We start from the raw sequence: 21,725 nt of genomic DNA on the forward strand, positions 1-21,725 counted from the left end.
CGCGATGTTTCGCGACGTGAATGCGCGGGCTCGGCCGCCCCGTTCGGCCTGCGCTGGGCGGCGATGGCTCTCGCGGCGTGAATTCGCCGGCCCGTTCGGTCGGTGCGGGGGAGCGTGCGGTGCTCTCGTGCCGACCGGCCCGGCCGGAGTTTGGGGCGTGCGGCATGACTCCGGCGGCTCGGCTGGGCGTCGGGTCAGCGCTTGGGGCGGGTGGTGCTCTCGCGCAGTACTACTTCGCCAGCCAGGCGGATCGTCCTCGGGCGGCTGGCGCTGCCGCCCTTGATGGCCAGGTCCATTGCTCGCTCGCCCAGTTCCTCCAGTGGGAGCCGGACGGTGGTGAGGGCTGGGGCCAGGTCGCGGACTACCGGGATGTCGTCGAAGCCCGCCAGGGAGATGTCGCCGGGGATGGACAAGCCCGCCTCGCGCAATGCCGTCATCGCGCCGATCGCCATCACGTCCGTGACGGCGAAGATGCAGGTGGGCAGCTTGCGCTTGCGGCCGGCCAGCAGCTGCTTGGTCGCCTCGTAACCGCCGTCGCGGGTGAACGCGCCCTCGACGACGTCGTCCTCGCGCAGGTCTATGCCGTGCGCGGCCAGGCCGTCGGTGAAGCCGGCCAGCCGGTCGATGACCGTGCTCAGGCGGCGCGGGCCGGCCAGTACGGCGAAGCGTTTGTGGCCGAGGCCGACCAGCGCGTTCGCCAGCTCGGCGGCGCCGCCCTTGTTGTCCGGCTGGACGGTGTCGATCTTGAGGCCGCGGTGGCGGCTGACCGCCGCTACCTGGCCGCCGCCCCGGCGGTAGGGCTCCAGCTCCGCGGCCATCGCGCGCTCCCACGCCCGGTCCTCGAACGCCGAGCCGATCAGCAGGATGGCCGCGGCCCGCTGTGCGCGCAGCGTCGAGACGTAGGCGACCTCGCGGTCCGGGTCGCGGAACGTGCCGGCCAGCATCACCAGCAGCCCGTTGTCCGTGGCCACCCGCATCACCCCGCCAGCGATGGCGGCGAAGTACGGGTCGCTGACGTCATGGCAGATCACCCCGACCGTCCGGTGCGTGCCGCCGGCGAGGGCCTGCGCGTGGGCGTTCGGGGCGTAGGCCAGCTCGGCCGCCGCGGCCGAGACCCGCTCCCGCAGGTCGGCGCGGACGGACGCGGTGCCGTTGAGCACCCGCGACGCCGTCGCGAGCGAGACGTTCGCGCTGCGTGCGACGTCTTCGAGCGTCACGTGCGGCCGGGCCTTCATGGATCCTCCAAGATCGGTCTCGGGCGTGCGGCCCGCATACCCTGCTCGTCGGCCGGGGCGGTGCCGGCGGCGTGCTGCCGGACCGGGGCGACGGGAACGCAATCTACTGGGGAGGAGTGCGGGAACCGAGAGGGTAAGCCCGCTCCGGTTCGCCCAGGTGGTCCGGGTGGTGGTCACAGCCTCGACGCCGGCCGGAATTTACCCCGATCGAGTGAAGCGGGTTCGGGGAAGATCGACGGCGGGCCGGGTGTTGGACACCAGGAGAACCACGACGTGGTGAGTTCGCCACGCCCCGAAGATCACGAGAGGAACACCGCATGCTGTTCGGTGACGAGCACGTCCGCCGCTACGAGGAGACCGATGGAGAGGTCGGGCACGAGTGGCGGGACGGCGTCCCGGCACTGGTGCTGACCACCACCGGCCGCAAGACCGGCCAGGAGCGGAAGTTCGCCCTCATCTACCAGGAGGTGGAGGGCGACGCGGTGATCGTCGCCTCCAAGGGCGGCGCGCCGAACCACCCCGGCTGGTACTTCAACCTCCTCGAGCACCCCGAGGTCGGCGTGCAGGTGAAGGCCGACAAGTACCGGGCCCGCGCCCGCACGGCCTCCGGCGAGGAGCGCGCGAAGCTGTGGGACGCGCTCGCCGCCGTCTGGCCGGACTACAACGAGTACGCGAAGAAGACCGACCGCGAGATCCCCGTCGTGGTGCTCGAGCGGCTGTGATCTGCGCCGCGTTCCGGGCGTGACCGGGGCGATCCGGCCGGTCGTCGGCTACGAATTACGTCCATGACCGACCGCTGGACCGCCCTCGACCTCGAGGGTGAGCTGCTCACCCGACGCCAGATGATCGCCTACGGCCGGCGCTTCGCCCGCGCCGGCCGGGGCGCCTGGTACAGCTTCGCGATCGAGGTGGTCTGGCAGTTCCTCGTCCAGACCACCCGGTTCCGGGTGCGGGGCTCGGGGAACATCCCGAAGACCGGCGGGGTGCTGGTGGCCTCCAACCACCTGTCGTTCGCCGACCCGACGACGCTGACCGCGTTCTGCCTCGCCGCCGGCCGCGTGCCGCGGTACCTGGCCAAAGCCTCCCTGTGGAACCTCCCGGTGGTCCGTTCGGTGATGCGTTCCGGGCGGCACATCCCGGTCTACCGCGGCGCTGCGACGGCGTCCGAGGCCTTCCGCGACGCCGTCGCGTCCGTGAAGGCCGGCGAGTGCGTCGCGATCTTCCCGGAGGCGACGTTCTCGAAGGACCCCGCCGGCTGGCCGATGCGCGGCAAGACCGGCGTGGCCCGGATCGCCCTGGAGACCGGCGCGCCGGTGATCCCGGTGGCCAACTGGGGGACGCACCGCCTGCTGCCGGCCACCGCGTGGTTCCCCCGCGGCCTGCCGCGCAAGACCGTCGAGCTGGTCGCCGGGCCGCCGGTCGACCTGTCCGACCTCGCCGGCCGCGAGCTGACCCGCGCGGTGCTCGAGGAGGCGACGGCCCGCATCATGGCGGCGGTGACGGACCTGCTCGCGACGCTGCGCGGCGAGCGCCCGCCGGTCGCCGCCTGAGGCCCGGGTCACCCCGCCAGGCGGGGCGCCGAAGGGTAGTTTCGGAAGCATGAGTGCACAACACTTCGATGTCGTCGTGCTGGGAGCCGGGGTAGGTGGCTACGTCGCGGCGATCCGGGCGTCCCAGCTGGGGCTGAGCGCCGCCGTGGTCGAGGAGAAGTACTGGGGTGGGGTCTGCCTGAACGTCGGGTGCATCCCGTCGAAGGCGTTGCTGCGCAACGCCGAACTGGCGCACGTGGTGACGCAGGAGGCGAAGGCGTTCGGCATCTCGTCCGACAGCCCGATCCGCGTCGACTACACGGCCGCCTACGAGCGGAGCCGCAAGGTCGCGGACGGGCGCGTCAAGGGCGTGCACTTCCTGATGAAGAAGAACAAGATCACCGAGTTCGACGGGCACGGCACGTTCGTCGACGACCACACCCTCGAGGTGAACGGCTCGCAGGTGACCTTCGACCACTGCGTCATCGCGACGGGCGCGACGACGAAGCTGCTGCCGGGCACCTCGCGCAGCTCGCGGGTCGTGACCTACGAAGAGCAGATCCTCTCCAGCGAGCTGCCGTCGAGCATCATCATCGCCGGGGCCGGCGCGATCGGCGTCGAGTTCGCTTACGTGCTGCACAACTACGGGGTCGACGTCACGATCGTCGAGTTCCTCGACCGGATGGTCCCGCTGGAGGACGCCGAGGTGTCGGCGGAGCTGGCCAAGCGGTACCGCAAGCTCGGCATCAAGGTGCTGACCTCGACCCGGGTCGAGTCGATCGACGAGTCGGACGCGTCGGTGCACGTGACGGTGTCGTCGGAGAAGGACGGCAAGCAGGTCCTCGAAGCGGACAAGGTCCTGCAGGCGATCGGCTTCCAGCCGCGGGTCGAGGGTTACGGCCTGGACAAGACGGGCGTCGCCCTGACCGACCGCGGCGCCATCGCCATCGACGGCCGAGGGCGCACGAACGTCGACCACATCTTCGCGATCGGCGACGTGACGGCGAAGCTGATGCTGGCGCACGCGTCCGAGTCGATGGGCGTGGTGGCGGCGGAGACGATCGCGGGCGCCGAGACGATGGAGCTCGACTTCCCGATGATCCCGCGCGCGACGTACTGCCAGCCGCAGATCGCGAGCTTCGGGTGGACCGAAGAGCAGGCGCGCGAGAAGGGCTACGACGTCAAGGTGGCGAAGTTTCCCTTCACCGCGAACGGCAAGGCGCAGGGCCTCGGCGACGCGGGTGGGTTCGTCAAGCTGATCAGCGACGCGAAGTACGGCGAGCTGATCGGCGGTCACCTCATCGGGCCGGACGTCACGGAGCTGCTGCCGGAGCTGACGCTGGCGCAGCAGTGGGACCTGACGGTGCACGAGGTTTCGCGCAACGTGCACGCGCACCCGACGCTGGGTGAAGCGGTGAAGGAAGCCTTGCACGGCCTCGCGGGGCACATGATCAACATGTAGGTCGCCGCCTGCCCTGGCCCGCGGTCGCGGGTCGGGGCGGACGGGGGTCTCGGTGGTCCGGGTCTGAGCCATGTCCCGCACGCTACGAACGGGCACCGACAGTTTCGGCGCGAGCGACGGGTGGCGGACCTCGATCGGCCTCGGAAACTGTTGCGGCACAACGAAATCCTCGATCGGGTGAAAGGTCTCGGACGGACAGGTCGGCATCTCGCCGCCGGGTGCGTGACGCAGACCGTGTGAACGTCTTGACCTCCAGGTAGCTCGAAGTATCAAGCTGAGGGCCGACAACCTGGAGGGAATCATGAAAGCCGCAGCCTTCACCGAGGTCGGTGGGCCCGAGGTGCTGAGGGTCCTCGATCTGCCCGAGCCGCACGCGGGGCCCGGGCAGGTCAGGGTGCGCGTGAAGGCCGCCGGTGTGCAGCCCTACGACGCCGCCGTGCGAGCCGGGTGGGAGCCGCCGGGTCTCAAGCTCACCTGGCCGCGGGTGCCCGGGAACGAGTTCGCCGGGATCGTCGATGAAAGCGATTCCGACATGGCGGTGGGCACCGAGGTGCTCGGGTTCACCGCGGTCCAGGCCGCCGCCGAGTTCATCGTCGTGCCCGCCTCCGACGTCACGCCGAAACCGCCGGAGATGCCGTGGGAGGTGGCCGGCGGGTTCGCCGCGGGGACACAGACCGCGTCGATCGCCCTGGAAGCGTTGCAGGTCAAGGAAGGCGAGACGCTGCTCGTGCACGGCGCCGCCGGGGCTGTCGGGACCGCGGCTGTGCAGCTCGCGCGGCTCAAGGGCGCCACGGTGGTCGGGACGGCGAGTGCGGCCAATCAGGACTACGTCCGTGAGCTGGGCGCGACCGCCGTCGTCTACGGCGACGGGCTCAAGGCGCGGGTCGAGGCCGCCGCGCCGCAGGGGGTCGACGTCGTGCTCGACGGGGCCGGTGGGGCCGCGCTCGACTTGTCCCTCGAACTGGTGAAGCGGCGCGACCGGATCCTGACGCTCGTCGAGCACGGGAAAGCGGCGGGTCTCGGCGTGCTCGTCTCGAAGTCCGGACGGTCTGCCGCACGCCTCGCCGAGCTGGCCGCGCTGTACGCGAAGGGTGATTTGCGCTTCCTCGTGCGCCGCGCTTACCCGTTCACCGAGGCCGCCGCGGCCCACCGCGAAATCGAGACCGGGCACGGCCGGGGAAAAATCGTTCTCACGTTTCCCTGATCGTTCCACGATGTGGACGGCTGGACGTTCCCGACTTTGGTCGCTGGACCGGTGATCGGTCACTCCTTAGATTCTCCCCATTACACCCGGTCGGGTGTCATTCGGTCGAGCGGCCGAGTACCACAGGGAGAAATCGATGGTGAGATTCAGCCGGGTCGCCGCGCACGCGGTTCCACTGACGGTCGGCGCCTTGCTGTTGTCGACGGGGGTCGCCGTGGCCCAGCCGTCCACGGTGGACGCCGCGACCGCGCGCACCGAGGCGGGCATCAGCGCGCTGCAGAGCATCAAGAAGAGCTTGACCCCGGCCGAGCGCAAGCAATCGAGCCAACTCGTCGTCGAGAAGCGGTTGCGTGCCGACCATTCCCTGGCCGCGAAGCTGCCGGAATACCGCTCCGGCGTCGGCGTGAGCGGTGCCGGCACCGTCTCGGTCGACATCGCCACCCGCGACCAGGCCGTCGCGAACGCCGTCAAGGCGGCGGGCGGCACCGTCCGCTACGCCGCGCCGGACGCCGTCCGCGCCGAGCTGCCGCTGTCCGCTTTGGACGCGATCTCCGGCCGCGCCGACGTCACCGAGGTCAAGCCCGCCGCCCAGGCCACGACCTGGAGCGAGCCGGGCAACCGCGACCTGCGCCAGGCGCTCGCCGCGAAGGCCCCGGCCGCGACCCAGGTGTCCGAAGGGGACAAAGCGCACGGCACCGACACCGCCCGCACCACCTACGGCGTCAGCGGCTCCGGCGTGAAGGTCTGCGTGCTCTCCGACGGCGTCGACTCGCTGGCGAAGTCGCAGACGGCCGGCGAGCTGCCGACCGTCGACGTCCTGTCCGGCCAGAAGGGCAGCGGCGACGAGGGCACCGCGATGCTCGAGATCGTCCACGACCTCGCGCCCAACGCCACCCTCGGCTTCGCGACGGCGTTCACCAGCGAAGCGAGCTTCGCCGCGAACATCCGCGCGCTGCGCACCACGAGCCACTGCCAGATCATCGTCGACGACGTCTCCTACTTCGACGAGTCGCCGTTCCAGGACACCCAGGTCGCGCAGGCCGTCAACGACGTCACCGCGGCCGGCGTCCTCTACTTCTCCTCGGCCGGCAACTCGGGCAACGCGACCGACGGCACCAGCGGCTACTACGAGGGCGACTTCCGCGCGTCCTCGACGAAGATCAGCGGCGTCACCGGCACCCCGCACGACTTCGACCCCAGCGCCACCACGCAGAACTTCGACGCGCTTTCGGCGGGCTCGCTCGGCAAGCCGGTGACGCTGTTCTGGTCGGACCCGTGGGGTCGCTCCGCCAACGACTACGACCTGTTCATCCTGAACTCCGCGGGAAGCGTCGTGGCCTCCAGCGAGAACGGCCAGTCCGGCTCGCAGAACCCGTACGAGATCGCGAACGTGCCGGCCACCGGCTCCGGCTACAAGGTCGCCGTGGTCAAGTACAGCGGCGCCGACCGCTTCATCGCGCTCAACGTGATCCGTGGCCGGTTCGTCGCCTCGGGCTCGCTCAAGGCGTTCAGCACCAACGGTGTCACGAACGGCCACTCGGCCGCGGCGAGCGCGTTCAGCGTGGCGGCGGCCCCGGCGGCGGGCGCGTTCACCCGGCCGCTGGAGACCGGTGACCCGGCGAACCCGGCCGGCCCGTACCCCGGCGTGTTCACCGCGTCGAGCAAGTGGGAGCGGTTCTCCTCCGACGGCAAGCGGCACCTGTTCTACAACGCCGACGGCACCGCGATCACCGCGGGCAACGTGTCCTCGACCGGCGGCACGACGCGCAACAAGCCGGACATCACGGCGGCCGACGGCGTCTCGACCTCGGTGACGGGCTTCCAGCCGTTCTTCGGGACGTCGGCGGCGGCCCCGCACGCGGCGGCCATCGCGGCGCTGCTGCTCTCGGGCAAGCCGACGGCGACCCCGGCGCAGATCCGCACGGCGCTGGTGTCGTCCGCGATCGACCTGGGCACGCCCGGGTTCGACACGGTGACCGGCAACGGCCTGATCATGACGGGCCCGGCGCTCGCCGCGCTCGGGGTCCAGCCGAAGTAGTTCCTCCTTCGCGAAAGGGCCCGGCACTCGCCGGGCCCTTTCGTTTAGGGTCGGCGGCATGGTGAAGACGGCGGTGGTGACCGGGGCCGGGTCGGGCATCGGGCGGGCGGTGGCGCGAGCGCTGCTCGACGAGGGCTTCGAGGTCGCGCTCGCCGGGCGCCGGGCCGACGCGCTGGCCGAGACAGCAGCAGGGCGCGAAACCGCGCTCGTCGTGCCCACCGACGTCGCCGACGAGGACTCCGTCAAAGCCCTCTTTGACGCCGTCCGCGCCCGCTGGGGACGGCTCGACCTGCTGGTCAACAACGCCGGGATCGGCGCGGCCGGCACCGTCGCCGACCTGTCCGTCGCGGATTGGAAACGGACCGTCGACGTCAACCTCACCGGGATGTTCCTCTGCGCCCAGCAGGCCGTGCTGCTGATGAAGGACCAGGACCCGCGCGGCGGCCGGATCGTCAACAACGGCTCGATCTCCGCGCACGTGCCGCGGCCCGCGAGCGTCGCCTACACCGCCACCAAGCACGCCGTCACCGGCCTGACCAGGTCCATCTCGCTCGACGGCCGGGCCTGGAACGTCGCCTGCGGGCAGATCGACATCGGCAACGCGGCCACCGAGATGACCGAGCGGATGGCCGCCGGCATCCCGCAGGCCGACGGCCGGGTCGTCGCGGAGCCGACGTTCGACGTCCGGCACGTCGCCGAGGCGGTCGTCTACATGGCGGGGCTGCCGCTCGACACGAACGTCCAGTTCCTGACGATCACCGCGACGACCATGCCGTTCATCGGCCGCGGTTAGGGGATCACCCGGGCTTTGCGGAACTCGTCGAAGAGCCGGTAGAACATCTGCTCGGTCTCGACGTAGGTGTGGAAGCCCGCGCGGCGCGCCTTCGACGTGTCGGCGAACACGTCGTAGTCCCAGCCGAACACGAAGTCGCCGAACGCCCAGGAGGCCGAGACGTCCGCGTAGGACGCCGTGAGGCCGTGCTTCGCCGCCATCGACGTCCACAGTGGACCCTTGTCGGCCATCACGTCGGACAGCGACATCCGCAGCGGGGGCGCGACGTCGAGGTCGAAGTAGGCGGCCAGCTTCGGCCAGAGCTCGCGCCAGCGGAACAGGTCGCCGTTCGCGATGTTGAACGCGCCGCGCTGCCCGGTCGCCCAGACCGTCGCGCCGGCCAGGAGGTCCGCGTCCGTCATCTCCAGGAGGCTGTCGTACGCGCCGGGTTTGCCCGGGAACCGCAGCGGCAGGCCGAGTTCCTTCGAGATCGACGCGTAGACCGCGATCACCAGCGCGAGGTTCATCGGGTTGCCCAGCGCGGTGCCGCCGACGACCGACGGCCGGATCGCCGACCACGTCCACGGCCCCTGCCGCCGCTCCAGGACCTGCTGCTGGTCGACGTTGAACTCGGGCGGCATGTGCCCGGCGTCGGACTCGCGGGCCGGCGTCTTGAACGGGCCGAGGTGCGCGCCGTAGACCTTGTAGCCCTGCATCAGGCTGACGTGCTCAAGGGCGGCCGGCGCCAGGGCGTCGACGAGGTTGGTCAGCATCGCCACGTTCGGCGCGACCAGCTCGGCCCACGTCGGTTTGTCCTGGTAGGCGGCGTAGAACAGGTGGGTCGTGCTGGTCAGCTCGCCGACCTTCGCCTGGGTGTCGGCCGGGTCGAGCAGGTCGACGGCGACGTTCCCGGGCCCGCCGCGCCGCGACAGGCCGACGACGTCCCAGCCGCCGGCGGCCCGCAGGTGCTCGATCAGGTTCCGGCCGATGATCCCGTTGGCCCCCGCGACCAGGGCTGTCTTCGTTTCCATGACCTCAGGCTGGCCGGGTTCATGACATAAGTCCAAGGCTTAGTTTTCAGGCCAGCGATAAGCTGTGGTCATGACGAGTCTTCGGCAGCTCGAGTACCTGGTCACGGTGGTCGACACCGGGTCGTTCACGCGCGCGGCGGAGCAGCTGCACGTGACGCAGCCCGCGTTGTCACACCAGATGCGGGCGCTGGAGCAGGGGCTCGGCGGGCCACTGCTCGAACGGCTGCCGCGCGCCGTCCGGCTGACGCCGATGGGCCGGGCGATGCTGCCGCACGCGCGGGCGGCGCTGGCCGACGCCGAACGAGCCCGCTGCGCCGCGCGGCTCGCGTCCGGCACGACGGCGGGAGAACTGCAGGTCGCGACGGTGTACTCGGTGAGCCTCGGCGTGCTGCCGCCCGCGTTACGCGTGTGGCGGCGCGACCGGCCCGACGTCGACGTCCGGCTGATCGAGTTCCGGCACGCCGACGAACTGCGGGACGCGATGGCCGCGGGCGAGGCCGACGTCGCGCTCGGGCCGGTGCCGTCGGACTGGCCGGGGCCGGTGCGGCCGCTGGGGGTCGAGGAGTTCGTCGTCGTGCTGCCCGCCGACGGCGCTTCGGAGGACGACCCGGCCGGGGTGGTCGACCTGGCCACGCTCGCCGGCTGCGCGTGGGTGCACTACGCGCCGGGCAACGGCCTGGCCGAGCTGGTCGACGCGGCCTGCGCGGCGGCGGGGTTCCGCCCGCGCGCGGCGGTCCGCACCGAGCAGACGGCGGCCGCCCCGATCCTCGCGGCGGCGGGCCTCGGCCCGGCGCTGGTCCCGGCGAACGTCCTCCCGGCGCGTTTCGACGGCCGGGTGCTGCGGCCGTCGGTGCCGGTGCGGCGGACTCTTGCCGCGTACACCCGGGCGGCGCCGGATCCGCTGACGGCGGCGTTCATCGAGACCCTGGTCGTGCACGCGACGGTTTAGCCGATTCAAGCGAAGACGCGGATCAGGATCAGGACGAGAACAATCGCTCCGGCAAGGCAGGCCGAGAGGAGCCAAGCATTCATCCTCTTGCGGGAGCGCGGCGAATCGTCTCGCGCGGCTTCCCGCGAGCTGCCACGGTTCGTCTGTTCGCGATGGGCTTCCCGTGCGTGAGCAGCAGAAAGAAAGTGTTGCGTGGCAGGCGTACCCGTACGCACCTATGTCGTGATCGCGGCCAGTGCCGGGCCGGTGAACGGCGCTGTCGTGATGTTGTGGATGCGGTTGCTCCAGACGGCGTGGCCATGGCCCGACCACAGTGGGGCCACCGGGAGGTCGCGCAGCAGCTGGTTCTCCGCGAGCCGGTACAGCTGGCCTGCCTCGTCGGTCGTGGCCGCGGCGTCGGCGAGGGTGAGGTTCTGGCGGAACACCTCGTCCGTGTAGCCCGACGCCTCGGCCAGGGCCGACAGCAGCTCGTACGGGCTCGGTGTCGCCAGCTTGACGTCCAGTGTGGACGGTCCGTCGAGCGGGCCCGCGGGGCGAGCCTGCGCCGTCACCGAGACGTCCAGCGCCTTGTGCAGGCCGACCACCAGGGTGCGCGTCCACCCTTCGGCGCCCGGTCCGAAGTAGATGGTCGCGCCGCCGGGGAAGGACGTCTGCTTCAGCAGTGCCTTGCCGGCCGCCGTGTCGAAGCTGCACGGGCGGCACGTGCCCGTGCGCTCGCCCGGCGCGTCCGCCGGGGGCAGCAGGGCCTTGGCCGGGTCGACCTGGTGGGCCAGCGGGCCGGACTCCAGGGCCGCGCGGTCGACGCCCAGTGCGAAGCCGTGGCGGACCGTCGCGTCCGTGAACTTCGGGTCGGTCACCGGGAACGCGAGGTAGCCGGCCTGCGGCAGCGCCCACGTCGCGTGCCGGTCGCCGAACTCGTGCATGGCGTCGTGCTTCTCGCCGGGGACCTCGGTCGCCAGGTCGAGGGTGCCCGCCTTGACCGCGTCGTACTGGGCGGCCGGCTCGCCGACGCGCAGCTCGATCGTCGCGGCGCCGCCTTCGCCGACGCGCTTCAGTGTCCCGCCCGAACCGGGACGCCACGGCCCGTCGAGCCGGTACGGACCGTTGCCGACCGGCGCCTTCGCGAAGCCGTTCCAGTCGTGGGAGGCGAGCACCGACGCGGGCAGCGGCACCAGGCCCGGCGCCGACAGCAACGCCGGGACCTGGCCGGACGGGCGGTCGAGCGTCAGGGTGAGGACGAGTCCCGACGCCTTGATCTCCTGGGCGCGCAACAGCTTCGTGAGCACCGGCGAAGCCACCCAGTGTTCGGCGGCGACCGCGCGCCAGGTGTCCACATAGGACTGCGCGGTGACCGGGGTGCCGTCGTGGAACGTCGCGGGCCGCAGCTTCACCGTCCAGTGCACCCGGTCGGTGCTCCCGATCGACTCGGCCGCGCGCGGCGTCACCTTCCCGGTCGCCGCGTCGTAGTCGGCGAGCGGGGTCCACAGCGCGGCGGTCACCAGCCGGCCCGCCTGGTCGGAGAGGTCGGCCGGCAGCAGCGTCGCGGGCTCCCGGAGGCCGACGGACAGGACGCCGGGGGCCGGGGCGGGGTCGGAGCACCCCGTGACGGCGAGGGCCAGGACGGCCAGCAAGGCGAGCAAGCGCATGGGCCAGTCCTACCAGTCGGAAGGCAACCAAAGGCGGTTGTGTCCGGTTGATCTCCGTCGTACGGTTCGGGTGATCACGCCCTTTGGGAGGTTTTGTGCGCACCTGGCTACGGTCGTGCTTCGCCGCCGTCACCGTCAGTGCCACGCTGGTCGCGACCGGGTTGCCGGCCGCCGCCTGCGGCGAGGACGACAAACCCGCGGTCCCGGCCACGCGGACGGCGGGTGATCCGGGGGCGATCAAGAACGTCAAGTCCGTCGGCAACGTGCCCGACGCCGCCGGCGCCATCTCGATCAACTTCCTCGACTACGGCCGCCGCGACGTCATGGTCGTCTCCGGCGAGTTCGGCTTGAAGGTCTACGACCTGACCAAGAACCCGGCCGCGCCGAAGCTGGTCGGGCAGGTCAGCCTGCCGGGGCTGTGGGAGACCGAGGACACCGAGGTCGACCCGGTCCGCAAGCTGGTGTTCCTGTCCCGCGATCCGCGCGCGTTCGGGGGTACCACGCAGACCGGGGAGTCCGGCATCTACGTCGTCGACGTCGCGAAGCCCGAAGCGCCGAAGATCATCAGCTACGTGCAGGCGCCCGCCGGGCACACCACCAGCTGCGTCGACGGCTGCCGCTACCTGTGGACGGGTGGCCCGTCGAAGGCCGCCGACCAGCCGGCGGAGTGGGGCGGGCGGCCGATCTGGGTCACCGACATCCGCGACCCGAAGCACCCGAAGGTGGACCCCCAGCCGATCGAGCTGGCCCGCAACGACGGCAAGACCGACTACGTGCACGACGTCCAGGTGGACGACAACGGCGTGGCCTGGGTGTCCGGCCGCGGCGGCGTGCGCGGCTACTGGACCAGCGGCGTGCACCGCGACCCGCTGACGAACAAGCTCCGCCGCGCGACGGCGCACGAGCCGATCCCGTACGCCGGCGGCGGCATCGCCGAGACGGCCGCGCCGTCTCGGTTCATGCACAACAGCTTCCACCCGGCCGGGCACCGGGTCGGCGACGGCGCCTGGCGTGGCCAGGACCTGATCTACGCGACGGAGGAGAACTTCGTCGACGGCTGCGCGGGCGACGGCGTGCTCACGATCTCGTCGCTGGCCGGTTCCTACCACGGCGAAGGCTGGCGTTCGACGCCCGAGCAGCCCTTCCGGCTGCAGAGCGTCGGCACCTGGGGCGTCAACGGCCAGGAGGGCAGCGACCCGGCGTCCGACGACTGCTCCGCGCACTACTTCGACGTCCGCGGCAAGGTCCTCGTGCAGTCGTTCTACTCGCAGGGCACGCGGTTCCTGGACGTGAGCGACCCGACGAACCCGCGGCAGATCGCGTACTACCGCCCGGCGGACGCGAGCGCGTGGGCGCCCTACTGGCACGGGAAGTACGTCTACGTCGCGGACAACGCGCGCGGTGTGGACGTGCTGCAGCTGACGAAGTAGCCCACCGAAGCAGGCCACCGAAAGTCCGTGAAGGCCTCCTTACCGGCCATAAGAGCCGGTAAGGAGGCCTTCACGGCTTTCAGGAGGTGCGGAGCCAGACCGCGGTGTCGGTCGGCAGGGAGCCGTCCACCGGGCCGCTCGCCAGCAGGACCTCGCCCGTCGGCAGGGGGACCGGTGACGCCGAGAAGTTCAGCGCGAACGTGAAGCCCGGCTCACGCGTGAACGCCAGGACGCCGTCACCCAGCGACAGCCACTCCAGCGTGCCCGCGCCGAGGGCCGCCTGCTCTTCCCGGATGCGCAGGCCGTCGCGGTAGAGGCTCAGCATCGACGTCGGGTCCGCGGCCTCGGCGGCCGCCGTGAAGGACGACCACTCCGCGGGCTGCGGGAGCCACGCGTCCCCGGCACCGAAGCCGAACGGCGGCTCGGAACCCGACCACGGGATCGGGACGCGGCAGCCGTCGCGGCCCGGGTCGGTGCCGTTCGTGCGGGCCCACACCGGGTCCTGGCGCAGGTTGTCGGGGATGTCGCGGATCTCCCAGAGCCCCAGCTCCTCGCCCTGGTAGACGTACAGCCCGCCCGGCAGCGCGAGCGTCAGCAGCGCCGCCGCGCGAGCCCGGCGGGTGCCCAGCTCCCGGTCCACCGGCAGCTCGTGCAGCCGGTTCGCGAAGCTGAACCCGGTGTCGCCCTGCCGGCCGTAGCGCGTGACGTGCCGGGTGACGTCGTGGTTCGACAGCACCCACGCGGCCGGCGCGCCGACCTCGTCGTGCGCCCGGATCGTGCGGGTGATGACGTCGTGGAAACGCGCGGCGTCCCACGGGCAGACCAGGAAGTCGAAGTTGAACGCCGAGTGCAGCTCGTCGCGGCGCAGGTAGCGCGCCGCCCGGGACATGTCCGGCAGCCACATCTCGCCGACCAGCACGCGCTCGCCCGCGTAGCTGTCGGCGATCTTGCGCCACGACCGGTAGATCTCGTGCAGGCCCTCCATGTCGGAGAACGGCGTCTCGTCGCCGTCTTCGACGTCCGGCAGCCGCGGGTCCTTGACCAGCCCGTCGGCGACGTCGATGCGGAAGCCGTCGACCCCGCGGTCGAACCAGAACCGCAGCACGTCCTCGAACTCCTGGCGGATGTCCGGGTTCTCCCAGTTGAAGTCCGGCTGGCGCGAGCTGTAGAGGTGCAGGAACCACTCGCCGTCCGGCACGCGCGTCCACGCGGGCCCGCCGAAGCGCGACTTCCAGTTGTTGGGCGGTTCGGCGCCGTCCGGGCCTCGGCCGGGCCGGAACCAGAACCGCTGCCGCTCCGGCGAACCCGGGCCCGCGGCGAGCGCGGCCTGGAACCACCGGTGCTCGTCCGAGCAGTGGTTGGGCACGATGTCGATGATCACCCGGATGTTCCGGGCGTGGGCCTCGGCGAGCAGCTCCTCCGCTTCGGCGAGCGTGCCGAACAGCGGCTCGATGTCGCGGAAGTCGGCGACGTCGTAACCGCCGTCGTCCATCGGCGAGGGGTACCAGGGGGTGAACCAGATCGCGTTGATCCCCAGCTCGGCCAGGTGGTCCAGGCGCGAACGGACGCCGGCGAGGTCGCCGATGCCGTCGCCGTTGCCGTCCGCGAAGCTGCGGATGTAGACCTGGTAGATCGCCGCGCTACGCCACCAGCCGGTCTTGTCGGTCACGGAAGTGCCCTCCTAGTAGTCGTGGAAACCCCGGGCGCGGCTTCAGCCCTTGACGGCGCCGGCGGTCAGCCCGGCGAGGATCTGCCGCTGGAACGCCAGGAACAGCGCCACCATCGGCAGGCTGGCCAGCACCATCCCGGCGACGAGCACGTTGAGCGGCATGTCGATCGCCACCCGTTGCAGCATCACCGAGAGGGTCTGCTTTTCGGTGTCCGGGAACACCAGCAGCGGCCAGATGAAGTCCTTCCACGCGGTGACCACCGCGAGGATCGACACCACGGCCAGGATCGGCCGCGAGATCGGCAGGATGATCCGCCAGAGCGTGCGCACCGGCCCGGCGCCGTCGATGCGCGCCGCTTCGATCAGCTCGTCCGGGATCTGGTCGAAGAACCGCTTCAGCAGGTAGATGTTGAACGCGTTCGCCGCCGCGGGCAGCCAGACCGCGGTCGGCGAGTTGATCAGGTTGAGGTGCAGCAGCGGCAGGTCGGTCACCGTCACGTACGTCGGCACCAGCAGGGCCGTGGCCGGCAGCATCAGCGTCGCCAGCATCAGGCCCAGCACGACGTTGCCGAACTTCGGGCGCAGCTTCGACAGCGCGAACGCGGCCGGCACGTCGATGGCCAGCTGCGCCAGCCACGCGCCGCCGGCGACGATCAGCGTGTTGAGGAAGTACTTGCCCAGGCTCAGCTGGTCCCACGCCTCGCCGAACGTCTCCGGGTGCCAGTCGCGCGGGATGAGCGTCGCCGGCGTCTGCGCCAGCTCCTGCGGTGACTTCATCGCCCCGGTGATCACCCAGTACAGCGGGAACATGAACGCCAGGATGAACACCGCGAGCGTGCAGGCGAAGATCACGGCGTAGACGGCCTTGCCGCGCCGGCTGCGCAACGCGCCGGGGGAGACGAGGGTCCTCATGACTGGTCCGCCTTCCGCGTCAGCCGGACGTACCACGCCGAGAACACGCCCAGCGCGATGAACAGCAGCAGGCTCATCGCACTCGCCGAGCCGAAGTCGTTGTAGACGAAGGCGTACCGGTAGAGCAGCAGGAGCACGGTGACCGTCGAGTCGTCCGGCCCGCCGCCGGTCATCACGTACGGCTCGGTGAACACCTGCATCGTCGCGACGATCTGCAGCAGCAGGAGCACCAGCAGCACGAACCGGGTCTGCGGGAACGTGACGTGCCGCAGCCGCTGCCACATCCCGGCGCCGTCGAGCTCCGCGGCTTCGTACAGCTCGCCGGGGATCGTGCCGAGCGCGGCCAGGTAGATCAGCGTGGTGCTGCCCATGTTGGCCCAGGTGGAGACGAAGACCAGCGACAGCATCGCGGTGGTGGAGGAGTCGAGCCACTGCCCGCCGGGCAGGCCCACCGCGCCGAGCGCGGAGTTGAACAGGCCGGGACCCGGGTCGTAGAACCACTTCCACATCAGCGCGGTGACGACCGGCGGCAGCATCACCGGCAGGTACACCGCGAGCCGGAAGAACGCCTTGGCGTGCCGGATCTCGTTGAGCAGCACCGCGGTGAGGAACGGGACGGCGAACCCGAACACCAGCGCGAGCCCGGTGAACAGGAGCGTGTTGCGCCAGGCGACGCCGAACAGCGGGTCGTCGAACAGGCGGCTGAAGTTGTCGAACCCGACCCACGTCGGCGCGTTGACGAAGTCGACCTGCTGGAAGCTCAGCAGCACGCCCCGCACGATCGGGTACCAGGAGAACATCGCGAACACCAGGAGTGCGGCGCAGAGCAGGCCGTACGCGGTGAGGTTCTCCTTCAACTTGCGGCGCAACCGGACGCGGCGGCGCTCGGCCGGGGACGCGGCCGGGCGCCTGGCCCGCGACGAAGACGTCGCGGGCCAGGCGAGGAGGCTACTTGACCTGGGCGAGGACACTGTTGACCTTCGACGAAGCGGACGACAGCTGCTGGTCGATGTTCGCGTTCTGGTCCGTGAGCACCGCCTGCATGACGCTGTCGAGGGCGGCGTACACCTGTTGCGCGTTGGGCGGCTCGATGCTGCCCTTGATCTTGCTGGTGGTGTCCACGTAGGACTGGTAGTTCGTGGCCGGGACGTTGGCGAACTTGGCCTTCAGGGCCAGCTGCTGGTCACGCACCGCGCCCTGCCAGACGTCCGGGGTCGGCTCGGCGGGCAGGCCGACCGGCTGCTTGCCGTCGACGTACTGCTGGATGTGCTTCTCGAAGCGGTCCGGGTTGAGGTACTTCCACTGGATCCACTCGAGGCCGGCCTTGATCTTCTCCGGCGACGCCTTCGGGTTCAGCATGTAGCCTTCGCCGCCGAGCAGGGTGCCCTGCCCGCCGGGCATGCCCGCGACGCCGTAGTCCTCGTACTTGCCGTTGAACTGCTTGACCAGCACCGGGATGTTGTCCGGCGCGGCCATGTACATGCCGAGCTGGCCGGCACCCATCATCCGCTGCACGTCCGTGGCTTCCAGCAGCTGCTTGGCGCCCATGGAGTTGTCGGTCCAGCGCATGTCGTGCAGGTACTGCAGGGCCTGCTTGCCCTTCTCGTTGTCGAAGTCGGCGACCCACTTGTCGCCGTCCTTGCGGGCGATGTCGCCGCCCATCGAGTACAGCCAGCTGGTCATGTGCCAGCCACCCTGGTTGTTCTTGCTGTAGTCGGCGTACCCGACGGTGCCGTTGCCCAGCGCGGCGATCTTCTTCGCGTCGTCGCGGACCTCGTCCCAGGTCGTCGGCGGCTTGTTCGGGTCGAGCCCGGCCTTCTGGAACAGCGGGCGGCTGTAGACCAGGCCCATCGTGTAGTTCATCGTCGGCAGGCCGTAGAGCTTGCCGCTCGCGTCACGGAAGTTGTCCAGCAGTTCCGGCTTGATGTCGCCGATGTGCGGGACGCTCTTCGACGCTTCCGTGATGTCCGCGGCTTGATGCCGCGTGATGATCTGCGCCGGGTCGGTGAAGTAGACGTAGTAGACGTCTTCGAGCTGGCCGCCGGCGAGCTTCGCGGAGAACGTCTTCGGGTCCATGAACCCCTCGTGGGGCTCGATCTGGATGTTCGGGTGGGATGCCTCGAACTCCTTGACGTCGGCGTCGAAGACGCCGCGCTCGAACGGCTGGCTGGTGGGCGGCTGGCCGGTGACCGTGATCTTCACCTTGCCCCCGGGCGCGGCGGCGTTGCCGTCGTCGCCGCAGGCGGCCACCCCCAGAGCGAGGCCACCTGCGGCCAGCAGGCAGAACATCCGGCGGGGCAAGGATCGGGACCAGGGACTGCTCATCTCAAGCCTCTTCTCGGGTCGCGACGGCTGTCACGTGATTGCGGTCACTCTAAAGTGTGAGACCGGATCGACGCAATAAGACGACGAGACTTTGCAAGTTACGAACAGGACGCGAACGTGCTGGCGAAGAGAAGCGGGTGGAATGGGTACCGCCGAACGCTCCAGCGTGTCCCGGGCGCGCGAAAAGGCGCGACGGCCCGGAAGCCGTCGCGCCTGGGGGTGACGCTGGGGTCAGGCGATGCGGCGGGCCGTCGAGCCGCGCACCACCAGCTCGGGGGCGAACAGCAGCTCCTCGGCCGCCACCTCGCCGCCGTTGATGCGCTTGACCAGCAGCTCGACCACCGCGCGGCCCATCGCCTCGATCGGCTGGCGGGTGGTCGTCAGGGGCGGGTCGGTGCAGTTCATCAGGGCCGAGTCGTCGTAGCCGACCACCGAGACGTCGTCGGGCACCGACAGGCCCTGCCGGCGGGCCGCGCGGACCGCGCCCAGGGCCAGCAGGTCGCTCGCGCAGAGCACCGCGGTCGCGCCGCGCGGGTAGAGCCGGGCCGCCGCCGCGTGGCCGCCTTCGATGGAGAACATCCCGTGCTCGACCAGCTCGTCGAGCACCGGCAGGCCGAGCTTCGCCGCGTACGCCTGGAACGCCTCCAGCTTGCGCTTCGACGGCACGTGGTCGGTCGGCCCGAGCACCAGCCCGATCTTCTCGTGCCCGAGCGAGCTGAGGTGCCCGACGACCTGCTCGACGGCGACGGCGTCATCGCACGACACCTGGGGCAGCCCGAGGTGGTCGACGGCCGCGTTGATCAGCACCGTCGGGAGCCGCCGCTCGACCAGGTGGTGGTAGTGCGAGTGCACCGCGTCGGACTGCGCGTAGAGCCCGCCGGCGAACACGACGCCCGACACCTGCTGCTGCAGGAGCAGCTCGACGTACTCCGCCTCCGACACCCCGCCCGCGGTCCGGGTACAAAGGACGGGGGTGAAGCCCTGCTGCGCGAGCGCGTTGCCCATGATCTCGGCCAGTGCCGGGAAAATCGGGTTCTGCAGTTCGGGGAGCACGAGCCCGACCAGGCGGGCGCGCTCGCCGCGCAGCTGGGTGGGCCGCTCGTAACCCATCACGTCGAGCGCGGTGAGCACGGCGGCGCGGGTGCTGGCGGACACCCCCGACCGCCCGTTGAGCACCCGGCTGACCGTGGCTTCACTGACCCCGACCTGGCGGGCGACTTCGGCAAGACGACGCGTCATGAGTGAAACTTTACAGCAACTGCGCGCAAAAGTAAGACAAGCCCGTCCCGGTGTCAGGAGCCGGGACGGGCTTGTCGTCAGTCCGGAGTTACGAAGCCGCCACCTCGAACTCGGACACCTGACCGGCGGGCCAGCCGGTGTTGCCGGTGAACGTCAGCCGCACGAAGCGCTGCGACGTCGCCGTGAACGACGCTGACGCCGTGTTGCCCGACGCCGGGTCGAACGCGTAGCCGCGCGAGCCGACCAGCGTCGTGTACGAGCCGCCGTCCGTGCTGCCCGAGACCGTCACCGTCTGGGTGCGCGCACCCCACGCCGACGACGGCGGCAGCTTGAGCGTCACCTTGTTGATCGACGCGGCCGCGCCCAGGTCCACGGTCAGCGTCTGCGGGAACGCGTTGTTCGCGCTCTCCCAGTAGCTGTCCGCGTTGCCGTCGTTGGCGTTGCCCGGCGGGAACCCGCCCTGCGACGACGACGAGCTGATCGCCTTGCCCCGCGCGATGTTGCTGCCCGACTGCGGCGGCTGCTGCGGGCCGGAGTTCGGCGCGGGCCAGGTCGAGCAGTCGCTCCACGTGCCGGTCCAGCCGCTGTTGCCCGAGCCGCCGAACGTCATCCTCGGGATCGACGACGGGTACGGGCAGTTGTACGTGCCGGTGACGCCGACGCCGGACGCGCTCAGGTTGCTGATCGACACCGATCCCTGCGTCTGCGACTGCGCCACGAACGTGCCCACGCCCTGCACCGAGACGCCGTCGATCGTGACGCCCTGGATCTGCTTGCCGGCGCCGTTGCCGTCGATGAACTGGATCGCCTCGTACGGGCTCTGGATCGCGGTGAACCCGGTGACGCGGATCGTCACGCCGGTGATCGCCTGGTCACGCGCGTCGAACCACAGCGCGCCGACGCCGAACTGCCAGTTCGGGTCGAGCGCCCCGGCCCGCAGCGCGGTGTTGTTCGACAGCGTCACCGTGCCGCCGAGCGGCACCGAGCTGAACCGGTTCGCCACCAGGTAGCCGCCGCCGAGCGCGTTGGTGTCCTGCACCAGGTTGCCGCTGACGGTGTTGTTCGACCCGCCGTAGAGCGCGATGCCGTTGGCCAGGTTGGGCTGCACGACCGTGTTGTTCGCGATCGTGTTGCCCGAGTCGGCCTGGCCGTTGGACCAGAGCGCGAGGCCGTCGTCGCCGTTGTTGCGCAGGTAGTTGTTGCGCAACGCCGAGTTCGTGACGGCGCCGTCGAAGTTGACGCCGTCGGCCTGCGTGTCCTGGATGCGGTTGTTCTCGATGGTGAGGTTCGACGACGCGCCGCTCATCAACCACAGCCCGCACTTGGTGTTCTGGATCCACAGGCCGCTCACCACCGAGCCGTTGCCGAGAACGCCGTGGAACGCGTTGTCCGGGCTGCCGTCGTTGCGCTCGGTCACGTCACCGAACACCGCGAAGTCGTACAGCTTGATGTTCCCGGACGCGCCGCCGTTGTTGAAGATGTTGTTGCCGTGCAACACCGTGTACCACGGACCGGCGCCCCGGACGGTGGTCTGGTCGATCTGCAGCGCCGACCCGATCTCGAACCGGCCGGACGGCACGAACAGCTCCTTGCCCTGCGACCGCGCCGCCGACAGGCCGTTGCGGAACGCCTGGGTGTCGTCGGAGGAGTCGTTCGCCGTGGCGCCGTAGTCCGTCACGGACAGGGCGTTGGCCGGTTTCGCGCCCGCGCCGCCGACCTGCTCGAAGTCGGCCAGGTCGATGGTCGCCTGGCCGACGTCGCCGGAGTCGGCCTGGACGCGGACCTTCGTGCCCTGGGCCGCGTTCTGGCCGAAGAGCAGCCGGGCGTCGTCGAAGAAGTGGTGCGTCTTCGAGCCCGCGATGAAGCCGGTGTCCACATAGGAGTACCGCGACGTCACGGACAGCCCGCTGCCGAGCTTGGCCCCGCCGACGTACACCGAAAGCCGCCCGGACGAGCCGTCCGGGATGTTGTAGTGGACGTTGATCGAGTTGGCCGCCGCCGGCAGCGTGAACTCGACGTACTGGCCGGACCCGATCCGGACGGCTTGGCGTCCGGACGCCTCCGAAGCGATGCTGGCTTGCGTGTAGTCGGGGCCGACGGCCGAGCCGGTGGTCGCCGAGCACTCGGCCTCGACCGTCCGGAACGGCACGCTCGCGCCGCCGGACGCCGTCGTCGGGCAGGTCGCCGCGGCCGCGGGAGTGCCGCTGAACAGGACAGTCAGGCCGGACGCGGCGAGGGCCGCGGCCAGCAGCGCCGCGCGGCGCCGTGGTGATGGGGACATCGT

The 21,725-nt window shown here is 70.7% G+C and carries 17 protein-coding genes; 8 read left to right on the plus strand and 9 right to left on the minus strand.

What is annotated here, in order from left to right:
• Positions 1-194 precede the first annotated feature (194 nt).
• Positions 195-1,235 carry a LacI family DNA-binding transcriptional regulator gene (locus tag OG570_RS22690; protein WP_326959114.1) on the minus strand — a complete coding sequence of 347 codons (1,041 nt, stop codon included), beginning with the start codon at positions 1,233-1,235 and terminating at the stop codon, positions 195-197.
• 317 nt (positions 1,236-1,552) lie between these two features.
• On the opposite strand from OG570_RS22690, the gene OG570_RS22695 reads away from it, so the two are divergent.
• From OG570_RS22695 to OG570_RS22720, 6 genes are all read left to right on the plus strand, one after another.
• A complete protein-coding gene (locus tag OG570_RS22695; protein ID WP_247055676.1) occupies positions 1,553-1,957 on the plus strand; it encodes a nitroreductase family deazaflavin-dependent oxidoreductase in 405 nt (134 codons plus the stop codon).
• A gap of 63 nt (positions 1,958-2,020) precedes the next feature.
• Positions 2,021-2,785 (plus strand): lysophospholipid acyltransferase family protein, encoded by a 765-nt coding sequence (locus OG570_RS22700; RefSeq protein ID WP_247055674.1) that lies wholly within the window; start codon positions 2,021-2,023, stop codon positions 2,783-2,785.
• Positions 2,786-2,834: 49 nt separating this feature from the next.
• Positions 2,835-4,226, plus strand: a complete 1,392-nt coding sequence (lpdA, locus tag OG570_RS22705) for a dihydrolipoyl dehydrogenase (protein ID WP_326959116.1) — start codon at positions 2,835-2,837, stop codon at positions 4,224-4,226.
• Positions 4,227-4,527: 301 nt separating this feature from the next.
• On the plus strand, positions 4,528-5,430 hold the full coding sequence (locus OG570_RS22710) for an NADP-dependent oxidoreductase (protein WP_326959118.1): 903 nt from the start codon (positions 4,528-4,530) through the stop codon (positions 5,428-5,430).
• Positions 5,431-5,566: 136 nt separating this feature from the next.
• Entirely contained in the window at positions 5,567-7,468 is a 1,902-nt protein-coding gene (locus OG570_RS22715) for a S8 family serine peptidase (protein WP_326959120.1), read from the plus strand.
• A 58-nt stretch (positions 7,469-7,526) separates the two neighbouring features.
• The gene (locus OG570_RS22720; RefSeq protein WP_326959122.1) at positions 7,527-8,261 is read left to right on the plus strand and encodes an SDR family oxidoreductase; all 735 of its coding nucleotides are present in this window, start codon (positions 7,527-7,529) and stop codon (positions 8,259-8,261) included.
• Here OG570_RS22720 and OG570_RS22725 read toward each other — a convergent pair.
• Positions 8,258-9,271 (minus strand): SDR family oxidoreductase, encoded by a 1,014-nt coding sequence (locus tag OG570_RS22725; protein ID WP_326959124.1) that lies wholly within the window; start codon positions 9,269-9,271, stop codon positions 8,258-8,260. The two genes, OG570_RS22720 and OG570_RS22725, sit on opposite strands and share 4 nt — an antisense overlap.
• A gap of 70 nt (positions 9,272-9,341) precedes the next feature.
• Between OG570_RS22725 and OG570_RS22730 the strand changes: the two genes are divergently transcribed.
• Entirely contained in the window at positions 9,342-10,220 is an 879-nt protein-coding gene (locus OG570_RS22730; protein ID WP_326959125.1) for a LysR family transcriptional regulator, read from the plus strand.
• Positions 10,221-10,435: 215 nt separating this feature from the next.
• Here OG570_RS22730 and OG570_RS22735 read toward each other — a convergent pair whose 3' ends face one another.
• The gene (locus OG570_RS22735) at positions 10,436-11,866 is read right to left on the minus strand and encodes an ABC transporter substrate-binding protein (protein WP_326959127.1); all 1,431 of its coding nucleotides are present in this window, start codon (positions 11,864-11,866) and stop codon (positions 10,436-10,438) included.
• A gap of 95 nt (positions 11,867-11,961) precedes the next feature.
• On the opposite strand from OG570_RS22735, the gene OG570_RS22740 reads away from it, so the two are divergent.
• Positions 11,962-13,296 (plus strand): LVIVD repeat-containing protein, encoded by a 1,335-nt coding sequence (locus OG570_RS22740; protein ID WP_326943529.1) that lies wholly within the window; start codon positions 11,962-11,964, stop codon positions 13,294-13,296.
• Between the two features lie 79 nt (positions 13,297-13,375).
• Here OG570_RS22740 and OG570_RS22745 read toward each other — a convergent pair whose 3' ends face one another.
• From OG570_RS22745 to OG570_RS22770, 6 genes are all read right to left on the minus strand, one after another.
• Positions 13,376-14,965, minus strand: a complete 1,590-nt coding sequence (locus OG570_RS22745) for a glycoside hydrolase family 13 protein (RefSeq protein WP_326959129.1) — start codon at positions 14,963-14,965, stop codon at positions 13,376-13,378.
• Between the two features lie 42 nt (positions 14,966-15,007).
• Positions 15,008-15,877, minus strand: coding sequence for a carbohydrate ABC transporter permease (locus OG570_RS22750; protein ID WP_247055650.1), 870 nt, complete (start codon positions 15,875-15,877; stop codon positions 15,008-15,010).
• Entirely contained in the window at positions 15,874-16,848 is a 975-nt protein-coding gene (locus tag OG570_RS22755; RefSeq protein ID WP_247055648.1) for a carbohydrate ABC transporter permease, read from the minus strand. Before OG570_RS22755 ends, OG570_RS22750 begins: the two co-directional genes overlap by 4 nt.
• The gene (locus tag OG570_RS22760) at positions 16,826-18,202 is read right to left on the minus strand and encodes an ABC transporter substrate-binding protein (protein ID WP_326959131.1); all 1,377 of its coding nucleotides are present in this window, start codon (positions 18,200-18,202) and stop codon (positions 16,826-16,828) included. Before OG570_RS22760 ends, OG570_RS22755 begins: the two co-directional genes overlap by 23 nt.
• A gap of 231 nt (positions 18,203-18,433) precedes the next feature.
• Positions 18,434-19,441 (minus strand): LacI family DNA-binding transcriptional regulator, encoded by a 1,008-nt coding sequence (locus OG570_RS22765; protein WP_247055644.1) that lies wholly within the window; start codon positions 19,439-19,441, stop codon positions 18,434-18,436.
• Positions 19,442-19,529: 88 nt separating this feature from the next.
• Entirely contained in the window at positions 19,530-21,722 is a 2,193-nt protein-coding gene (locus OG570_RS22770) for a discoidin domain-containing protein (protein ID WP_326959133.1), read from the minus strand.
• Between the last annotated feature and the right edge of the window lie 3 nt (positions 21,723-21,725).

The sequence above is a fragment of the Amycolatopsis sp. NBC_01286 genome, from assembly GCF_035982555.1.
Taxonomy (GTDB): Bacteria; Actinomycetota; Actinomycetes; order Mycobacteriales; family Pseudonocardiaceae; genus Amycolatopsis.

Coding starts and splice junctions, on each gene's coding strand:
- OG570_RS22690 (WP_326959114.1), bottom strand. CDS start 1,235: ATGAAGGCCCGGCCGCACGTGACGCTCGAAGACGTCGCACGCAGCGCG.
- OG570_RS22695 (WP_247055676.1), top strand. CDS start 1,553: ATGCTGTTCGGTGACGAGCACGTCCGCCGCTACGAGGAGACCGATGGA.
- OG570_RS22700 (WP_247055674.1), top strand. CDS start 2,021: ATGACCGACCGCTGGACCGCCCTCGACCTCGAGGGTGAGCTGCTCACC.
- lpdA (WP_326959116.1), top strand. CDS start 2,835: ATGAGTGCACAACACTTCGATGTCGTCGTGCTGGGAGCCGGGGTAGGT.
- OG570_RS22710 (WP_326959118.1), top strand. CDS start 4,528: ATGAAAGCCGCAGCCTTCACCGAGGTCGGTGGGCCCGAGGTGCTGAGG.
- OG570_RS22715 (WP_326959120.1), top strand. CDS start 5,567: ATGGTGAGATTCAGCCGGGTCGCCGCGCACGCGGTTCCACTGACGGTC.
- OG570_RS22720 (WP_326959122.1), top strand. CDS start 7,527: ATGGTGAAGACGGCGGTGGTGACCGGGGCCGGGTCGGGCATCGGGCGG.
- OG570_RS22725 (WP_326959124.1), bottom strand. CDS start 9,271: ATGGAAACGAAGACAGCCCTGGTCGCGGGGGCCAACGGGATCATCGGC.
- OG570_RS22730 (WP_326959125.1), top strand. CDS start 9,342: ATGACGAGTCTTCGGCAGCTCGAGTACCTGGTCACGGTGGTCGACACC.
- OG570_RS22735 (WP_326959127.1), bottom strand. CDS start 11,866: ATGCGCTTGCTCGCCTTGCTGGCCGTCCTGGCCCTCGCCGTCACGGGG.
- OG570_RS22750 (WP_247055650.1), bottom strand. CDS start 15,877: ATGAGGACCCTCGTCTCCCCCGGCGCGTTGCGCAGCCGGCGCGGCAAG.
- OG570_RS22760 (WP_326959131.1), bottom strand. CDS start 18,202: ATGAGCAGTCCCTGGTCCCGATCCTTGCCCCGCCGGATGTTCTGCCTG.
- OG570_RS22765 (WP_247055644.1), bottom strand. CDS start 19,441: ATGACGCGTCGTCTTGCCGAAGTCGCCCGCCAGGTCGGGGTCAGTGAA.
- OG570_RS22770 (WP_326959133.1), bottom strand. CDS start 21,722: ATGTCCCCATCACCACGGCGCCGCGCGGCGCTGCTGGCCGCGGCCCTC.